Below are 15,610 nucleotides of genomic sequence, written 5' to 3'. Positions count from 1 at the left end.
TTCCCCCTTACGGCGCTGGCTGACTCCTGATGGTGCATTCCTCAGCCAGCGTCTGGATGCGAGCATTCTGCTCGTCCAAGTTTGCGCCAGACTGGAGGGGATCGAGGAGGTTTTCCGCCTGCAGGCGCTCCAGTGTGCAGCTGCAGAAACGCTCGCAGAGGCCCGCGTCGTTACCCTGCTGCAAACAGCTGGCCTCGCAGCTCCCGATATAGGATGCGACCGGATCCAGGGCGGGTGCCGGAATGACGAAGCTCGCCAGATAGAGCCCTGCGATCAGCACCGGTTGATGCAGCAGATAGACGGTCAGCGAGTGTCGTCCGCCCCAGCGCAACCAGCTCTGCCCCGCCGGCAGTCGGTCGATCCAACCGAGGCGGTTGCCATCGATCAGAAACCTTGCCGTGGCGATGCCGGTCAACAGTGCACCGATCCAGGGAAGAAGCGGCACATAGTCGTTGGAGCGGGGTAGGGTCTCCGAGATCCCGAGAAACCAGAACCAGGCCGAATCGAACGCCGACGAACGCAGAAATTCGGGCAGCGCGAACGCCAGGACTGCCGCAAGCAGTGTCAGAGGCGGCGGAACGCGCAGGAAAAGAAGACCGATGAGGCTCGACAGGGCGATGGCATGCAGGATGCCGAAAAAGATCCAGCTGTCAGGCGTGAACCAGTAAGTGGCGACCGAAATTGCGGCCGCTGCGGCGACGATCACGCCGAGACGCCGCAGGAAGGGCTCAAGCCTGAGCTTCGGATAATGCGCGAGCACAAGGCTGAAGCCCGCGAGGAACAGGAAACTTGAGGCGATCAGGCGGGCATAGAGGCGCAGGAACCCTTGCGTTGATGTGCCCGGCGCAAGATAGCCGAAGAACTCCAGGTCCCAGCTGAAGTGATAGGTCGCCATGGCGATCAGGGCGAGCCCGCGCGCCGCATCGAGCGCCAAGAGGCGCGGTCTGGTGGGGCCGATGGGGCGCTCGGTTACGTCTGCCACTTGCTCTTCCTTCAGCTCTTCGACGACGGACCTCGCCATCGCCACTACGCTTCGGCGGGGTCGGCATCAAAGACGGCGAATTCAAGGCCCCGGCCGCTGATGTCCTGCCGTCACCTATCGCTCGCGTTGAGCAGGGCAAGGCGTGCTTCCGAGAAAAACTGCCGGCGCAACAGCACGATGAAGACGAGAACCGTGGCGATCATGAAGACCCAGGGGCTGACGAACCAGCCGAGATAGCCGATCGAGTAGAAGATCGCCCGAAGGCCCATGTTGAAATGGCTTGCCGCGATGATGTTCATGCGGATCGTCCGCTCGGCCGCCTGCATCGCCCGTTCCGGATCCCTCGCCGCCTCGTCCGCCATCGGGATCGCACCGAAGAGAATGGTGCAGTAGTTGAACAGGCGATAGGACCAGCCAAACTTGAAGAAGGAATAGGCAAACAGCGCGATCAGGCCACAGACCTTCAGCTCGAAGGTCGCGCGTCCGCCCTGCACGATGTAGGGGATGTCCTTCAAGATGGCATCGACCTGTTCGGTCGCGCCAAGAAGTGCGAAGCAGCCCCCGATCGCAAAGATCGTCGTGGAGGCAAAGAAGGCCGTGCCGTTCTGAAGTCCGCCCATGATCTGGGTATCGATCATCTTCAGATCACGCTTCATCGAGTTCATGATCCATTCGCGCCGGCGCTCAGCCATGGCCTTGGTCAGGCTCGTTCTCGATAGGATCTGCTGGTCGCCGGTGATCCGGGCATAAGCGAGCCAGAGCAGCAGAAAGAGCGCCATGGCGCAGTAGTCGACAACGGTCATATCGAACGAATCCCAGGGGCGTGATCGGTGGCCGCATTATCCCGCCGATCGGTTCATCCACAACGGAAATTAACCACGCGAAAGATATTGGCCCAAATTGGGGCAGGGTGGTTGGCGTTCTAATAACCGGCAAATACTGCTATCTCATTGAAATTTCGACAATCCATGCAAGCCGCGCATGTCTGCATCCCATTTGAAGCCTTCCTTTTGCCATTTTTGCAGTTGCGAACCCGCTCCGATTTTAATAGATCAGGCGTCAGAAAGCGGTCGGGGGACGGCTTTCCCTGTGAATGTGATCTCACTCGGAGTTTTCATGGAAGGTAGTTTCCATAAGTCGTGCTGGGGTGTCACATTTCGTGCCTTGATGGGTTTTGCCGGCTTCATGTGCCTGGCTTATCTTTTTGGTTCGATCTGACACCCGACACAGTCGATTGATCAAACAGCGCGGTCCTCACGGCCGCGCTGTTTGTGTTTTTGCAGTTCCGATCCCATCTCTGGTCATGTCGCGGCGGTGAAAGCCGATGTCGATTGCAAGGAGCATTCGTGTTACGCGATGCTCTAGCCTTTGTGCTTTCAGTCCCGCATGCGAGGAGCCCCATGTTTCTTTCGGTTTTCGATGTGTTCAAGATCGGCGTCGGCCCCTCGAGTTCCCACACCATGGGTCCAATGACGGCGGCCAACCGGTTCCTCGACCTCATTCTCTCCGACCAATGGCCGCGCCCGGCCGGCGCGCATGTGGCAGCGCTCAAGGCCAGCCTGCATGGCTCGCTCGCCTATACCGGCATTGGTCACGGCACCGGCAATGCGGTGATCATTGGCCTGATGGGGGAGGCGCCCGACAGCATTGATCCGGATCGGATGGAGGCGATTATCGCCGATGTCGAGCGTACGGGACGGGTCACCCCTCCCGGTCACCCCGGCTATGTGTTCCAGCCGAAGGATGACCTCGTCTACGACAAGAAGACGCCGCTCTCGGGCCATGCCAACGGCATGCGGCTTTCGGCTCTCGACAAGGACGGCCGGGTGTTGCTCACCCAGATCTATTACTCGATCGGCGGCGGTTTCGTCGTCACCGACACCGAACTGCTCGCCATGCAGAAGCAGAAGAAGCAGGCCTCCAGCCAGAAGGTACCCTATCCCTTTGCCTCTGCGAAGGAGATGCTCGCCATGGCCTCCTCATCGGGACTGTCGATCGCCCAGATGAAGCGGGCAAACGAGGAAGCGGTCCGCTCGCGCGAAGACCTCGATGCCGGGCTCGACAGGCTCTGGGAGGCGATGTCCAGCTGCATCGATCGTGGCCTTCGCCAGGAGGGCCATCTGCCGGGCGGCTTGAAGGTGCGCCGCCGAGCCAAGTCGATCCATGACCAGCTGCAGGAAGAATGGCGCTCCAACCGTCTCAATCCCGTTCTCGCCAATGACTGGCTCTCCGTCTATGCCATGGCCGTCAACGAGGAAAACGCAGCCGGCGGCCGTGTCGTGACCTCGCCGACCAATGGGGCGGCCGGCGTCGTGCCTGCCACGATCCGTTACTACCTGCATTTTCACCCCGACGCCGACCAGGAAGGCATTCGCGACTATCTGCTGACGGCGGCAGCCATCGGCGGGATCATCAAGCACAATGCCTCGATCTCGGGCGCAGAAGTCGGCTGTCAGGGTGAAGTCGGCTCCGCCTCGGCTATGGCCGCCGCAGGTCTCGCTGCCGTCATGGGCGGCACGCCGGAGCAGATCGAGAATGCCGCTGAAATTGCGCTTGAGCACCATCTCGGCATGACCTGCGATCCCGTCGCGGGTCTGGTTCAGGTCCCCTGCATCGAGCGCAACGCGCTCGGCGCCGTCAAGGCCGTCACCGCTGCCTCGCTCGCCCTCAAAGGAGACGGCGTTCATTTCGTACCGCTCGATGCCTGTATCGAAACCATGCGCCAGACCGGCAATGACATGAGCGAGAAATACAAAGAAACCTCGCTTGGCGGATTGGCCGTCAACGTCGTGGAATGTTGATGCGGGCAGGGGGATGGCATGGCGGCAGTTATCTCGACGACACCTTCCCTCGTCATCCTCGGGCTTGTCCCGAGGATCTGCTGCCGCTGCGATGTGCTCGACGCCAGTGGTCTTTTCTTTCTGAACGTCCAGTCCTCTGCCTGCCTCAATAGATCCTCGGGACAAGCCCGAGGATGACGATCCAGCGGCTGAACCAGTCCGAGGGTGACGATGCGCCGCCCTTAATCCACCGAAACTGTTGAGCACATCACCCCTGCGACACCCCGGCCCTTGACCCGTCAGTGGGACCGTCTATCTCGGATGTCATGGCACTGCATCTCCTCAAGCTCTGCGTCGGAGCCGACTCCATCGACGATCTGCGCGACTGGGTCGCCGAACGCTGTCTCGTTGCGGTGGCGGCCGGCCTTGAGCCGCATTCCTCGCATGTCACCCGGATGGTGCCGAAGCGGACGGACGAACTGCTCGATGGCGGATCGCTCTACTGGATCATCAAGGGGCAACTGTCCGCGCGGCAGAAGCTCCTTGATATCAAGACCTTCACCGGCGGCGACGGGATTACGCGTTGTGAGCTGGTCCTCGGCCCCGAGGTCATCGAGGTGGCACCGGCGCCGCGCCGTCCGTTCCAGGGCTGGCGCTATCTGGAAGCGGAGGCGGCGCCCCGCGACCTGTCAGCCTCTGGCGCGAATATCGAGGACATGCCTGACGATCTGAAGCGGGAACTCGCCGAGCTCGGACTGCTCTGAGCTTGGCCGACTGGCCTAACGGCTCTCACGCGCTTTTTCCTTGAGTGTCCTTCTGCTGCAAAGCATGCTATGGGCGCGGCCATGACGACAGAACCTGCCTTTTTCACCCGCGCCATTCCCGGTCCCGCCCCCTATGGGCGGGCGGTGTTTGCGGTTGCCCCGATGATCGACTGGACGGATCGGCATTGCCGGTTCTTCCACCGCCAGCTATCGGCCAAGGCACTGCTCTATACCGAGATGGTGGTGGCCGACGCGATCATCCATGGGCCGCGAGAGAAACTCCTGTCGTTCAATGACGCCGAGCATCCGGTGGCGCTGCAGCTGGGCGGGTCGGATCCGACAAAGCTGGTCGAGGCGGTGCAGATTGCCGCCGATTACGGCTATGACGAGATCAATCTGAATGTCGGATGCCCCTCGGATCGGGTGCAGTCGGGGACGTTCGGGGCTTGTCTGATGCAGACGCCCGAGGTTGTCGGGGCCTGTGTCACGGCGATGAAAAAGGTGGCGACGGTGCCGGTGACCGTCAAGTGCCGGATCGGGGTGGACGAGCAGGAGCCGGCGGAGGTGCTTCCCGATTTCCTCGCCCGGATGATCGGTGCGGGGGCGGATGCGATCTGGATCCATGCCCGCAAGGCCTGGCTGAAGGGGCTTTCTCCAAAGGAAAACCGCGAGATCCCGCCGTTGGATTACGAGTTGGTCTATCGGATAAAGCGGGAAAACCCTGGCGTTTTCCTCGGCATCAATGGCGGGATCACCGATCTTGACCAGGCCGTTCAGCACCTCGCGGTCATGGATGGCGTGATGCTCGGCCGGGCAAGTTATCACAATGCGACGCTGCTGACCGAGGTCGATGCCCGGATCTATGGCGAGGCGGCTGTTTCGGTTGACTGGGACCGGGTGCGCGATGTGATGATCGGCTATGCCGAGCGGGTGATCGCCGGCGGCGGGCGGCTCAACCATGTCACGCGGCATATGGTCGGGCTGTTCCAGGGCTATGCGGGCGCCCGGCGTTACCGGCAGATCCTGTCGTCGGAGGCGACGAAACCGGGTATTTCGCCGGAGCTGATCGCTGAGGCCTTTGCGGCGGTCGATATTGCTGGCGGGCCGAAGACACAGGGCGCGTCCGGCACCTCTGCCGCTGCAGAATAATCTCTAGCGCGGCTTTTCGGCAAATCTTCGTCTGAAATCGAAAATGGCGTCCCGTGGGACGCCATTCGAAAGTCAGATCAGGCAGCCTGGATGTTGACGGCCTTGGGGCCCTTGCCCATGCGGTCCGGCTCGGTGTCGAAGGTGACCTGCTGGCCGTCCTGCAGGGTCTGCATGCCGGAAGCCTGGAGCGCGGAGATGTGGACGAATACGTCCTTCGCGCCGCCTTCCGGAGTGATGAAGCCGAAGCCCTTGTCCTGATTGAAGAATTTTACGGTGCCCTTGGTGGCCATGGGGATAGTCCTTATTCCCGTGTTGTCGTCTGCGCCGCGGCCGGCGGACCGGAAGCGGCAAGGTAAAGTTCCGCCGAAACGGAACCGTCGAGGGATCGCGATAACGGGGAAAGAACGTCTACCGGCGGGAGAAGGCCCCCAATGACCGCGTGGGCGGTCGATACAAGTCAGTCCAGTCTCCGGGATCATTTGTGCCCGAACTTCGTAAGAGGTAGGGACATTTCGGAATCTTGGCAAGTATGAAAAGTCACAGTCGGGCCGACAAAGTCGTGGCAACGGGCTGAAATCCTTGAGATTTAATGGGTGGTACCGTTTCCATGTTCCGAGCTTGCCCCTGAGGCCCTCGTGCGGGTCGCCCGGATCGTGACCGGGGACAGAGCTTTGTTCCGTCTTGAAGCAGCCGCCATCCGGGGTTAGGGGAGAGGTGGCTGGGCGCGGGAGTGGATGAGTATGGCAAAGACGGGTGCCGCAGTGATCGACCCTTACGAGCTCCTGGGCGTGGCCCGCGATGCCGACGAGGCCGCCATCAAGGCCGCCTATCGCAAGGTGGCAAAGACCGCCCATCCGGATGCCGGTGGCGATGCGGACGCCTTTGCCAAGATCTCCGCCTGTTACGAACTCCTGAAGGATCCCGTGCGCCGCCGCGTCTTCGACGACACCGGCTATGATCCGCAGCTGGCCGAGCCCACCGACCTCAAGGGGCTGATGGTGCTGGAAACGCTTGTTAACGACATGATCCTCGATGAGCGCGAACCGGGCAGTTTCGATCCGGTTGCCGGGCTGCGTCGCAAGCTCACCGACGACATCCTGAAGGCCCGCTTCCACATTCTCGAACTCGAGCGCCACCGGGCGCGGGTGCGCAAGCATCTCGACCGGCTCGGCCGCCGCCCTGATACGGATGTGCTCGGCTCGATGCTCCGAGCCCGGGCGCAATCGATCACCGACGCGATCAAGTCCGCGGAAGTGCAGATCGGCGCGATCGAGCGGGCCTATTCCATGCTCGAGGGCTATTCCTACGAAATGGAGCCCTTGCCCGTGGAAGTCGAGGCCGAGGAGCTGCCGAAGGCGGCGGAGTAGGGGCGAAACGTAAGCCCCGGTTGACAGTTCGCCTCGGACAAGCTGATCAAACGCAAATCTGGTGGAGAACCTGTCAACGCCTGTTGACAGTGACATATCGTTTTTTAGTATTGCCGAATACTCCGGTGAGCTGGCCATTGTCGACGACGGTATCGGCACTGTCACCCCAGTAGGACTGGCATGGCATGGCATAGCATGGCATGGATCAGGTCCGCCGGGCGCTGCGCGCGTTTGCGCTGCCTCCTCAGCCTGAGCCGTGAGCCCCTGGGAGGGGTCCCCAGATACCAACAACTGGAGAAGGCACAGATGCACAGCGACGGCTTCGTTTCGCAGGCGCGCGAGACGATCATTCACTTTCCCCTTGCGCATCGTCGGCAACTCGTTCGCTCCGCAGCCTGTCGGCTGGATCAGTTGAACGGACAGGCGGCGACCGATTTCTGGAAAACGCTCTGCAGCCGGTTGAAAGCCGAGCTGTTCGATACCGGCCAAACCTACGAGGATGTGCGCCGGGAGATCCTCGACTTTCAGGCCGAGGTCCACAGGGAGCTTCTCCTTCTCTACGAGCCTATTGGCGGCGAGCTCAGTCTCGCGGCAACCTAGCGGCGCTTCCCTCCTGTTGCGACAATCGCGGCCTTGCGGCCTGTCCGCCTTGACGACGGCAGGCCGCGTCACGTCCTGTCGCAGGATGGGGGCGTGCCTCATGAGGGCGCGGCGTCCGGGTTCGCAGGCCGGCGCTTTTCCGCTTTGGGTTGGAGCCAGATGCGGCGGCAAATGGCGGTAAGTTCCGGTGCTGGGTCGGTGGCATGCCAGGCGGCAAGCGCTGTCCCTTCGCTGTCCGGATGCGGGCCGGGGCGGGAATGAATGCGCTCGACGATCGCGATCGCCTGCCGAAGGTGATTGGCCGCCTCTCTGTCATCAGGCCATGTGCCGAGGGTGTTGCTGTCGTCCAGCGGCGGGAGCAGGTCTCTCGCCATGGCGATGAACTGCCGGCGCGCCTCGGCTTTGGCGCTGACGGCGCAGGGCGGCAGCCTTTCGTCTGCGGTGAGCGGGTCGACCGGGCTGAGTGCTGCACCGCTGCAGTGTCGGCTGCGCCGGCATCGGCGGCGTGGGCAGCGGCGCGGGATGTCCCGTTTGTCGAGGGTGTCGCGCAGCAGGCGCAGCGTGAGCGGTTCGGGGGCGGGAGGTCTTGGGTCTGGCATGTCGGGCTCCTTTCGGTGGTTAGGGAATTGGCGAAATAGGGAATTTCGGAAGGGGCGGGGTGGGGCGCCTCTCCCCTTGTGGGAGGGGTTACAAAATCGAGGGCTTGGCCCGATCAGGGCTCAGCCTCAGATTTTGTTGGTGAGGGGATCGGTGATGGTAACGGGTTGCCATCTCCCCCTTGGTGGGGGAGAAAGCGATTTCGATGAATTAGGCGAGCGTAAGCCGCCTAAACATCTGAAATCGCAAGTGAGGGGGGCGGTTATCCCGTGCCCGCAGCACGGATCCCCTCACCAGGAAAATCTGAAGTTTAGGCCGCTTGCGCTGGCCTAAGCCTTCGATTTTCCGTCCTCCCCCACATTGGGGGGAGGTGGAACTGAACTGTCAAAAACCCCAAGCTTCGCCGCCGGCCGGGATCATCTCCCTCCGGGTCGGGTCACGCTTGTCTCGGACGAGGCGCCAGAAGCAACCTGTCTAAGTAGTTTATGTGGCTCCTTCCGGCGCCTCGTTCGGCGTCTATTCCCGCTGCATGCGTCCCTCTGGCAAGGCGGCGACGGGCGTCGTGACGATCTTTCGATCCGTCCGACGTTCGACCGGGCGTAGGGTCCGGCTGTGGCAGTGTCCTCCTCGCGGAATGTCTGCCAGAGCCTGGCCGGTGGCCCGGGAGGTTCCCGCCGGATGGTGCACCATTCCGACCGGGACCCTCGCCCGGGGGATGCGGCCTTCGGACATTTGCGACCTCGGCCCTCATCCCCGCCGTTTGTTTCGCCCCGCTGTCTGGGTGTTCGCGACAGCGCGGGCGCCCTGTCTGTGTGCCTCTAAGGCACGTCCTTCCGATCGGGGTATCCGGTGATGAGGCATCCGACCCCGTCACCTTCGTTACCAGCCCCACGTCCGGAGGGAGACCGTTGCAGCGGGCCGGGGATTTGGATCTGCGACAACCCTCCACCCCGGCGCCGGCCCCGCCTCGCCTGACATCGCATCGTCAGGTGTATCCGAGGGCGGGACAGGGATTAGGGTAAGGGCGTGGAAATGGGCGGGGATGAAAAAACTTTGTTTTGTTGATTTTGTTGGGGGATTTTTGGAAGGCGTTCCCCTTTTTTGGGAGGTTCGCGGCTCGCGGGGCCTATTTCCCCCTTGCGGGGGAGACTTCGGAGCGGTGGCCGAAGGCCAGAAATCGATCCAGTGAATCGATTTCAGCGAACGGAGGGCTGAGCGCGACGCCGGGCGAAGGCTTTGAGAGGAATTGGCCCGATCAGGGCCAAACCTCAGATTTCGCAAGAGGAGGGGCTGGGGCTGGGTCCGGTGTGTGCGAACCGCCGTCCATTGAGGGGATTGGCGCAAATTGCGTCGATAGTATCGAACACACGGGCTTACGGAATGTTTAGTGCCTTCCTAAGGCCCACATGAATTGATATGTCATTGCCAACTACAAAATTCGAGTTTCTGTTCCGGTATCGAAACGTATAATGTTCACCATTTCCAGAGTTTATTACCGTTCCGATTGCGCTGCACTCGAATAGTGCTTTCAGGACCTGATGCAGTTCGGAAGCATCATATCGCATCTCTGAGCACTTTCGCTCTATTTCTTTCATTGATATGCGTCGCTTACCAAACATTCCGATGAATTCGACCCAATCTTTTGGGGAATTACTTCTGGTGTATCCCTCAAGTTCGTCTTCTATTTCGCCAACAAAGTAATCAGTTGAGTATATTCGCAATCCAGACAAAACTAGGTTTTGCGTTAGGCGCTCTCCGTCTTTTTGTAGCTCTGCAATCTTCTTGAGAGCCATCAAAAAATCTCTAGGGGTGTGTCTTGTGTGGTCGAGCAAAAATCTAGGTGCGTCGTGGCTGAATATCTTAAAATTAAAATACTTAGCAAAAAAGTCTCCTGGTAGACCGGTCTTTTTGTTGACCATGTCGAATAGAAGAGATCTGTCCGGATTCCTTGGGTTTTTATACCAGTCGATATATTTGCATTTGTCTTGTCTGATTTTATTTTTGTTCGCGCCTGAAATTTTCTCGTAAAGATCTATTCTGCACACAATTATAAACTTTATATTTACATTGTTTTGTTTGAATAAATCGTTCATTCTGTCGACTTCAAATACAAGCGACCCTAGGCTTTTATACTGAACGGAGCGGGTTGTTAATATGTCATCTAGACCATCGAGCATGATGATATGTTTCGACGTTGTTCTAGCGTTGCATATCATTTTCTTCATGTTGTGAACGAACATCGGTATGTCATTCACCTTTTCAATCTTAATGTATTCGTCGTTGGCTTCAAACACATAGGGAATATTTAGCTTGAATGTCTTCTTCGAAGTCAGGTTCGCTATGTGCCGCAGGGAACTTTGCGGCATAAAACCCATTTCTTTCAAGCTTTTGATAGTTTGCTGGTACGCATTTGGATCAGGGTGGAGAACACCCTGGTCTCTAGATAAAGACTCCAGAGATATGATTAGGAGGATCCATGCCCATGCGTCTGGGAATTTTGATTCAGGCTCCTGGTCGCCTCTGATAATCTTAGAGAAGTTTGAGAAACTAAAGTCTTCAAGCTGATAAATTGTCGAGAAATTATTGTATTTGTTCTGGAACTGCAAATCCAGGTGGTTAACTAGTGCACTCTTGCCTGCGCCCTTATTCCCCAAGAATAGAAATGTTGGACCATCGAGTGCGCTATCAATCAGGCCTAGTTCATCAAAGTAGCGCTCCATTAACAGGCTTGGCGCTTCAGTGCGTTCCGTCTCGGCTCGAGAAAATCCGAATTGGATGTTCCGCAGATTGTAGTTTTCGCTCATTGCGCCTCGTTCCCCTCTCCAGCGATCAGATCTTTAATAGGACACAACCATGCAAACGTAAACAGATGCGCAAGGTGCCGAGGGGTTGAGTTCCTGCAGCCGAGAAGCGTTCAGTCTGCACCTCCCTAATCATAGCAGAGGTTGAGGGGCCCTTATGGAGGTGCATCCCCGGGGAGAAACATTTTCCGTTTCGCGCAGTCTGTCGCGTTATGTTGTCGGAGCATGACAGGGAACCGTGCTGAAAGTCCATTCCCGCCGCCAGCGGGGAAGGTGGATCACCGTCCCGGTCGTCCCGTCTTGCCCTTCGTGCGGCCCTTGCGCTTGATATCGGTGGGGTCCTCGTAGGAGCCGGCGCCGGAGCGGGCGCGGAGGATGGGGCGGGGGTCGTTGGACGGCCGTGAGGTTGGGGTACCCCCCTCTGTCGCCTGCGGCGACATCTCCCCCACAGGGGGGGAGAGCGGGCTGCGGCCTGGTTCGGGCTTCGGCTTCTCCGGGAGCTTGCCCGTCACCGGTTTTTCGGTGCGGCCGACGGTCATTTCGTCCAGGGTGTTTTTGCGGAAGTAAGAGGTCTGGGCCTCGTGGTTCGAGACGGCCCGTTGGGCCTCCTCACCATGAGGGGTCGAAGAGGTGCCCTTTGGCATGGGGACGGTGGCGTCGGTGCCAGGGCCCATGTCGTCGAGGCTGGGTTTGGAGAAATAGCTGCCCTTGCCTTCAGGCGCGCCGGATTTGTTGCGGCCGGAGGAGGAGATGCGGGGTACACCCTCCCCTTGAGGGGGAGGGTCGGACCGCAGGTCCGGGGTGGGGTGATCCTCGGCGGCGGGATCACCCCCACCCGCGCGTGCCGCGCGACCTCCCCCCTCAAGGGGGAGGTGGGTGCCTGCGGCGGCCTTGCGGCTTCCTCCACCGCTCTCCGTTGCCTTCGCCTCTTGCCTGGCGATCGGGTCGTCCATGGCGGCGAGTTCGACGGCTTTGAGGCGTTTGATTTCGTCGCGGAGGCGCGCGGCCTTTTCGAAGTCGAGATCGGCGGCGGCGTCGCGCATGTCCTTTTCCAGCGCGTTGAGGTGAGCCTGGAGATTGTTGCCGACGAGGTGGCCGCCATCGGCGAAGCCCTTGCCGGAGACGCCGGAGATGTCGGCGCGGACGTGGTCGCGCTCGTAGACCGAATCGAGCATGTCGGAGATGCGGGCCTTGACGGACTCAGGCGTGATGCCGTGTTCGATGTTGTAGGCCATCTGCTTTTCGCGGCGGCGGGAGGTCTCGTCCATGGCGCGCTGCATGGAGCCGGTGATCTGGTCGGCATAGAGGATGACCTTGCCGTCGACGTTTCGCGCGGCGCGGCCGATGGTCTGGATGAGCGAGGTTTCCGAACGGAGAAAACCTTCCTTGTCGGCATCGAGGATGGCGACGAAGCCGCATTCGGGGATGTCCAGGCCCTCGCGCAGCAGGTTGATGCCGACGAGCACGTCGAAGGCGCCGAGTCTAAGATCCCGGATGATCTCGATGCGCTCCAGCGTGTCGATGTCACTGTGCATGTAGCGGACGCGCACGCCCTGTTCATGCAGGTATTCGGTCAGGTCTTCGGCCATGCGCTTGGTGAGCACGGTGCAGAGCGTGCGGTAGCCCTTTTGCGCGGTTTCGCGGATCTCGCCGAGCACGTCGTCGACCTGGGACTTGGCCGGGCGCACCTCGACCGGTGGATCGATGAGGCCCGTGGGGCGGATGACCTGTTCGGCGAAGACGCCGCCGGATTCCTCCATTTCCCAATTGCCGGGGGTGGCGGAGACGGCGACGGTCTGGGGGCGCATGGCGTCCCATTCCTCGAAACGCAGCGGGCGGTTGTCCATGCAGGAGGGCAGGCGGAAGCCGTATTCGGCAAGCGTCGCCTTGCGGCGGAAGTCGCCCCGGTACATGCCGCCGATCTGGGAGACGGAGACGTGGCTTTCGTCGATGAAGAGCAGGGCGTTGTCGGGGATGTATTCGAACAGCGTCGGCGGCGGCTCGCCGGGTTTGCGGCCGGTGAGGTAACGCGAATAGTTCTCGATGCCGGCGCAGGAGCCGGTGGCCTCGAGCATTTCGATGTCGTATTTCGTCCGCTGTTCCAGGCGCTGGGCTTCGAGCAGGCGGCCGCCCTTTTCCAGCTCGGCGAGGCGGAGCTTGAGCTCCTCCTTGATCGCCTTGATGGCGCCGTTGAGGGCGGGCCGCGGCGTGACATAGTGGCTGTTGGCGTAGATCTTCACCGACTTCATGTCGCCGGTCTTCTTGCCGGTGAGCGGGTCGAATTCGGTGATGCTCTCGATCTCGTCGCCGAACAGCGTGATGCGCCAGGCGGCATCCTCCAGGTGGGCGGGGAAGAGTTCGATCGTGTCGCCACGGACGCGGAAGGAGCCGCGGACGAAGTTGATGTCCTGGCGCTTGTATTGCTGGGCGACGAGGTCGGCCAGGAGCTGGCGCTGGTCGATGCGGTCGCCGACCGACATCTGGAAGGTCATGGCGGTGTAGGTTTCGACCGAGCCGATACCATAGATGCAGGAGACCGAGGCGACGATGATGCAGTCGTCGCGCTCGAGGATGGCGCGGGTGGCGGCGTGGCGCATGCGGTCGATCTGTTCGTTGATCGAGCTCTCCTTCTCGATGAAGGTATCCGAGCGCGGCACATAGGCTTCCGGCTGGTAGTAATCGTAGTAGGAGACGAAATATTCGACCGCGTTGTCGGGGAAGAAGTTCTTGAACTCGGAATAGAGCTGCGCGGCGAGCGTTTTATTGGGCGCGAGGATGACGGCGGGGCGCTGGGTCGCCTCGATCACCTTGGCCATGGTGAAGGTCTTGCCTGAACCGGTGACGCCGAGCAGGACCTGGGTGCGGTCGTCATTCTTCAAGCCCTCGACGAGGTCCTTGATGGCGGTCGGCTGGTCGCCGGCGGGCTCAAAGTCGGAGGCCATGCGGATCGCCACGCCGCCTTCGGACTTTTGCGGCCGGGCCGGGCGGTGCGGCATCCAGAGCTCGCCGTTCTTGAACAGCGGATTGCCGCTTTCGATCAGCTTGGACAAGGCGTCGACCGTGGCGGTGACGGCGCCTGTCGCCAGCGACTCGGCTTCCTCGAGCGAAACGTCCATGCCGGCGATCGGATTGAGGCCGGCGGCGGCGCGGGTCTTCGGATCGTTGGAGGCGCCGATCGATACTCCGCGAGAGGTCTTGGTCGAGGTGGTGTTTTTCGCAGTCGTTGGCTTGGCTTTTTCCAGCGCCACTTTTTCCGCGTGGCGGCGGGCCTCGATCTCGATCTTCTTGCGATGCTTGCCAGCTTTCGAGGCCAGCTCCCGCTGGCTCTCGACGGTGGACGCCTCGGCTTCCGCCTCCAATTGCTTCACCCAGTCGGAGACGGAGCCTGAGAGCGGCTCGCCTTCGAATGCGGTCTGCGGGGCTTCCTCGAAGCTATCAGAGGGGGTGGAGGATTTGGGAGACTTGGCCATGGGCGGAATATGGAGAAGGGCACCGGCAAAGGGAAGGGGCGGGGCCAGGATAATCAGAACAAAAACGCAACGGGAAGAGGTGGTTCTTGCCAGCGTGGTGGCAGGAGGGAAAGGGCGTCAGTGCTTGAAGACGTTTTCGCGATGCCAGCCGAGGTAATGGGGATGCGGACGCAGATGTGGGGCGGTCGGGACCCGCGCCTTGCCGTCCTTGACGAGCAGGTGGGAGATGTCCTCGTTCAACTGGCGGGACCGCAGGATGGTGAAGTCGTCGGCGAGTGACAGGAGGCCGCGGAACATCCAGTGCACAGTGCCTGAGAGGGCGATGCCGTTCTGGACGGAGTCGTTTCCGCCGCGTTCGACGGGCACTATATGGGCTGCCTCCACTTCTGGACGTCCTCCGCCGTTGATCAGGCGAAGGCCCGTGAAGGCGCAGGTCCTGTCATAGACCTGCCGGATATGTTGGCGGAATTTCGCGTCGCGGAACGGACGATTGATCGTCTGCTGCAGGATCGGCCGTTCATAGCCGTCTGCGACATACTCGGCTTGACCGGGCTCATCGAGTTCGAAGTAGGTCAGGGGGGCGGCCGGCAGATGGCTTTCGCATGCCTGGTCGATCCTTTGCGGCCACTCATCGGGTTCGGACAGGCCACTGTTCACCAGGGCAGCAAATTCAGCGCCACTGATCACGCGGACAGCCTGTACACTGCGCCCAGGGTTGACGCTTCCATCGGGGCTTACCAACTGTCGCTCGACCCGCCGTTTTCGCGGTAGTCCAGTGGACGGTCAAAATCGATGTAGTCAGCCAGCCTGGCGTAATGGTGGTCCGGGAGCTCTTGGTCGTCATCGATTGCAGTGACCCTGGCAAGACCGGAATAATAGCGACTCGGCATGCCTGTCAGTGGACCGTAATAGACGATCCAGTCACCTAGAGCCTGCTGCACTCGGGAGAGGTACATTTTCGGGAAGTGATAAAGCTGTCCTCTGACATCTTTATAGCCGCTGCCGTCCTTGTGGTAGAAAATCGCTTTAGCCATGGCCGTCCCGAGTCATTTCGCTTGGCCACTATGCAGCCGCGACCCGCAGATGCAACCAGCGTTCGA

At 60.6% G+C, this 15,610-nt stretch carries 13 protein-coding genes; 5 read left to right on the top strand and 8 right to left on the bottom strand.

Annotation, left to right across the window (positions count from 1 at the left end):
- Positions 1-7: 7 nt before the first annotated feature.
- Positions 8-1,021 carry a heparan-alpha-glucosaminide N-acetyltransferase gene (locus tag ACQKP1_RS10710; protein WP_427275205.1) on the bottom strand — a complete coding sequence of 338 codons (1,014 nt, stop codon included), beginning with the start codon at positions 1,019-1,021 and terminating at the stop codon, positions 8-10.
- Between the two features lie 71 nt (positions 1,022-1,092).
- A complete protein-coding gene (locus ACQKP1_RS10705) occupies positions 1,093-1,785 on the bottom strand; it encodes a DUF599 domain-containing protein (protein WP_427275204.1) in 693 nt (230 codons plus the stop codon).
- A gap of 597 nt (positions 1,786-2,382) precedes the next feature.
- On the opposite strand from ACQKP1_RS10705, the gene ACQKP1_RS10700 reads away from it, so the two are divergent.
- From ACQKP1_RS10700 to dusA, 3 genes are all read left to right on the top strand, one after another.
- On the top strand, positions 2,383-3,783 hold the full coding sequence (locus ACQKP1_RS10700) for an L-serine ammonia-lyase (protein ID WP_427275203.1): 1,401 nt from the start codon (positions 2,383-2,385) through the stop codon (positions 3,781-3,783).
- A 305-nt stretch (positions 3,784-4,088) separates the two neighbouring features.
- The gene (locus tag ACQKP1_RS10695) at positions 4,089-4,526 is read left to right on the top strand and encodes a DUF1489 family protein (RefSeq protein WP_427275202.1); all 438 of its coding nucleotides are present in this window, start codon (positions 4,089-4,091) and stop codon (positions 4,524-4,526) included.
- Between the two features lie 81 nt (positions 4,527-4,607).
- Entirely contained in the window at positions 4,608-5,675 is a 1,068-nt protein-coding gene (gene dusA / locus ACQKP1_RS10690) for a tRNA dihydrouridine(20/20a) synthase DusA (RefSeq protein ID WP_427275201.1), read from the top strand.
- Positions 5,676-5,752: 77 nt separating this feature from the next.
- On the opposite strand, the gene ACQKP1_RS10685 is transcribed toward dusA, so the two are convergent.
- On the bottom strand, positions 5,753-5,965 hold the full coding sequence (locus tag ACQKP1_RS10685; RefSeq protein WP_113459654.1) for a cold-shock protein: 213 nt from the start codon (positions 5,963-5,965) through the stop codon (positions 5,753-5,755).
- 450 nt (positions 5,966-6,415) lie between these two features.
- Here ACQKP1_RS10685 and ACQKP1_RS10680 point away from each other — a divergent pair, with 450 nt between their 5' ends.
- Together ACQKP1_RS10680 and ACQKP1_RS10675 are read left to right on the top strand one after the other, a co-directional pair.
- A complete protein-coding gene (locus ACQKP1_RS10680; RefSeq protein WP_427275200.1) occupies positions 6,416-7,042 on the top strand; it encodes a J domain-containing protein in 627 nt (208 codons plus the stop codon).
- 306 nt (positions 7,043-7,348) lie between these two features.
- The gene (locus ACQKP1_RS10675; protein ID WP_427275199.1) at positions 7,349-7,642 is read left to right on the top strand and encodes a DUF6074 family protein; all 294 of its coding nucleotides are present in this window, start codon (positions 7,349-7,351) and stop codon (positions 7,640-7,642) included.
- Positions 7,643-7,740: 98 nt separating this feature from the next.
- On the opposite strand, the gene ACQKP1_RS10670 is transcribed toward ACQKP1_RS10675, so the two are convergent.
- From ACQKP1_RS10670 to ACQKP1_RS10650, 5 genes are all read right to left on the bottom strand, one after another.
- The gene (locus ACQKP1_RS10670) at positions 7,741-8,241 is read right to left on the bottom strand and encodes a hypothetical protein (protein WP_427275198.1); all 501 of its coding nucleotides are present in this window, start codon (positions 8,239-8,241) and stop codon (positions 7,741-7,743) included.
- 1,371 nt (positions 8,242-9,612) lie between these two features.
- Complete coding sequence (locus tag ACQKP1_RS10665) at positions 9,613-11,043, bottom strand: P-loop ATPase, Sll1717 family (RefSeq protein WP_427275197.1); 1,431 nt, start codon at positions 11,041-11,043, stop codon at positions 9,613-9,615.
- A gap of 275 nt (positions 11,044-11,318) precedes the next feature.
- Positions 11,319-14,510 carry an excinuclease ABC subunit UvrB gene (gene uvrB / locus ACQKP1_RS10660; protein ID WP_427275196.1) on the bottom strand — a complete coding sequence of 1,064 codons (3,192 nt, stop codon included), beginning with the start codon at positions 14,508-14,510 and terminating at the stop codon, positions 11,319-11,321.
- 117 nt (positions 14,511-14,627) lie between these two features.
- A complete protein-coding gene (locus ACQKP1_RS10655) occupies positions 14,628-15,197 on the bottom strand; it encodes an HNH endonuclease (RefSeq protein WP_427275195.1) in 570 nt (189 codons plus the stop codon).
- Between the two features lie 47 nt (positions 15,198-15,244).
- On the bottom strand, positions 15,245-15,544 hold the full coding sequence (locus ACQKP1_RS10650; RefSeq protein ID WP_427275194.1) for a hypothetical protein: 300 nt from the start codon (positions 15,542-15,544) through the stop codon (positions 15,245-15,247).
- Positions 15,545-15,610 lie beyond the last annotated feature (66 nt).

It is taken from the genome of Allorhizobium sp. NPDC080224 (assembly GCF_050281005.1).
Classification (GTDB): Bacteria; Pseudomonadota; Alphaproteobacteria; order Rhizobiales; family Rhizobiaceae; genus Allorhizobium.
This window is presented reverse-complemented; position numbering and strand designations above follow the sequence as displayed.

Coding starts and splice junctions, on each gene's coding strand:
- ACQKP1_RS10710 (WP_427275205.1), bottom strand. CDS start 1,021: ATGGCGAGGTCCGTCGTCGAAGAGCTGAAGGAAGAGCAAGTGGCAGAC.
- ACQKP1_RS10705 (WP_427275204.1), bottom strand. CDS start 1,785: ATGACCGTTGTCGACTACTGCGCCATGGCGCTCTTTCTGCTGCTCTGG.
- ACQKP1_RS10700 (WP_427275203.1), top strand. CDS start 2,383: ATGTTTCTTTCGGTTTTCGATGTGTTCAAGATCGGCGTCGGCCCCTCG.
- ACQKP1_RS10695 (WP_427275202.1), top strand. CDS start 4,089: ATGGCACTGCATCTCCTCAAGCTCTGCGTCGGAGCCGACTCCATCGAC.
- dusA (WP_427275201.1), top strand. CDS start 4,608: ATGACGACAGAACCTGCCTTTTTCACCCGCGCCATTCCCGGTCCCGCC.
- ACQKP1_RS10685 (WP_113459654.1), bottom strand. CDS start 5,965: ATGGCCACCAAGGGCACCGTAAAATTCTTCAATCAGGACAAGGGCTTC.
- ACQKP1_RS10680 (WP_427275200.1), top strand. CDS start 6,416: ATGGCAAAGACGGGTGCCGCAGTGATCGACCCTTACGAGCTCCTGGGC.
- ACQKP1_RS10675 (WP_427275199.1), top strand. CDS start 7,349: ATGCACAGCGACGGCTTCGTTTCGCAGGCGCGCGAGACGATCATTCAC.
- ACQKP1_RS10670 (WP_427275198.1), bottom strand. CDS start 8,241: ATGCCAGACCCAAGACCTCCCGCCCCCGAACCGCTCACGCTGCGCCTG.
- ACQKP1_RS10665 (WP_427275197.1), bottom strand. CDS start 11,043: ATGAGCGAAAACTACAATCTGCGGAACATCCAATTCGGATTTTCTCGA.
- uvrB (WP_427275196.1), bottom strand. CDS start 14,510: ATGGCCAAGTCTCCCAAATCCTCCACCCCCTCTGATAGCTTCGAGGAA.
- ACQKP1_RS10650 (WP_427275194.1), bottom strand. CDS start 15,544: ATGGCTAAAGCGATTTTCTACCACAAGGACGGCAGCGGCTATAAAGAT.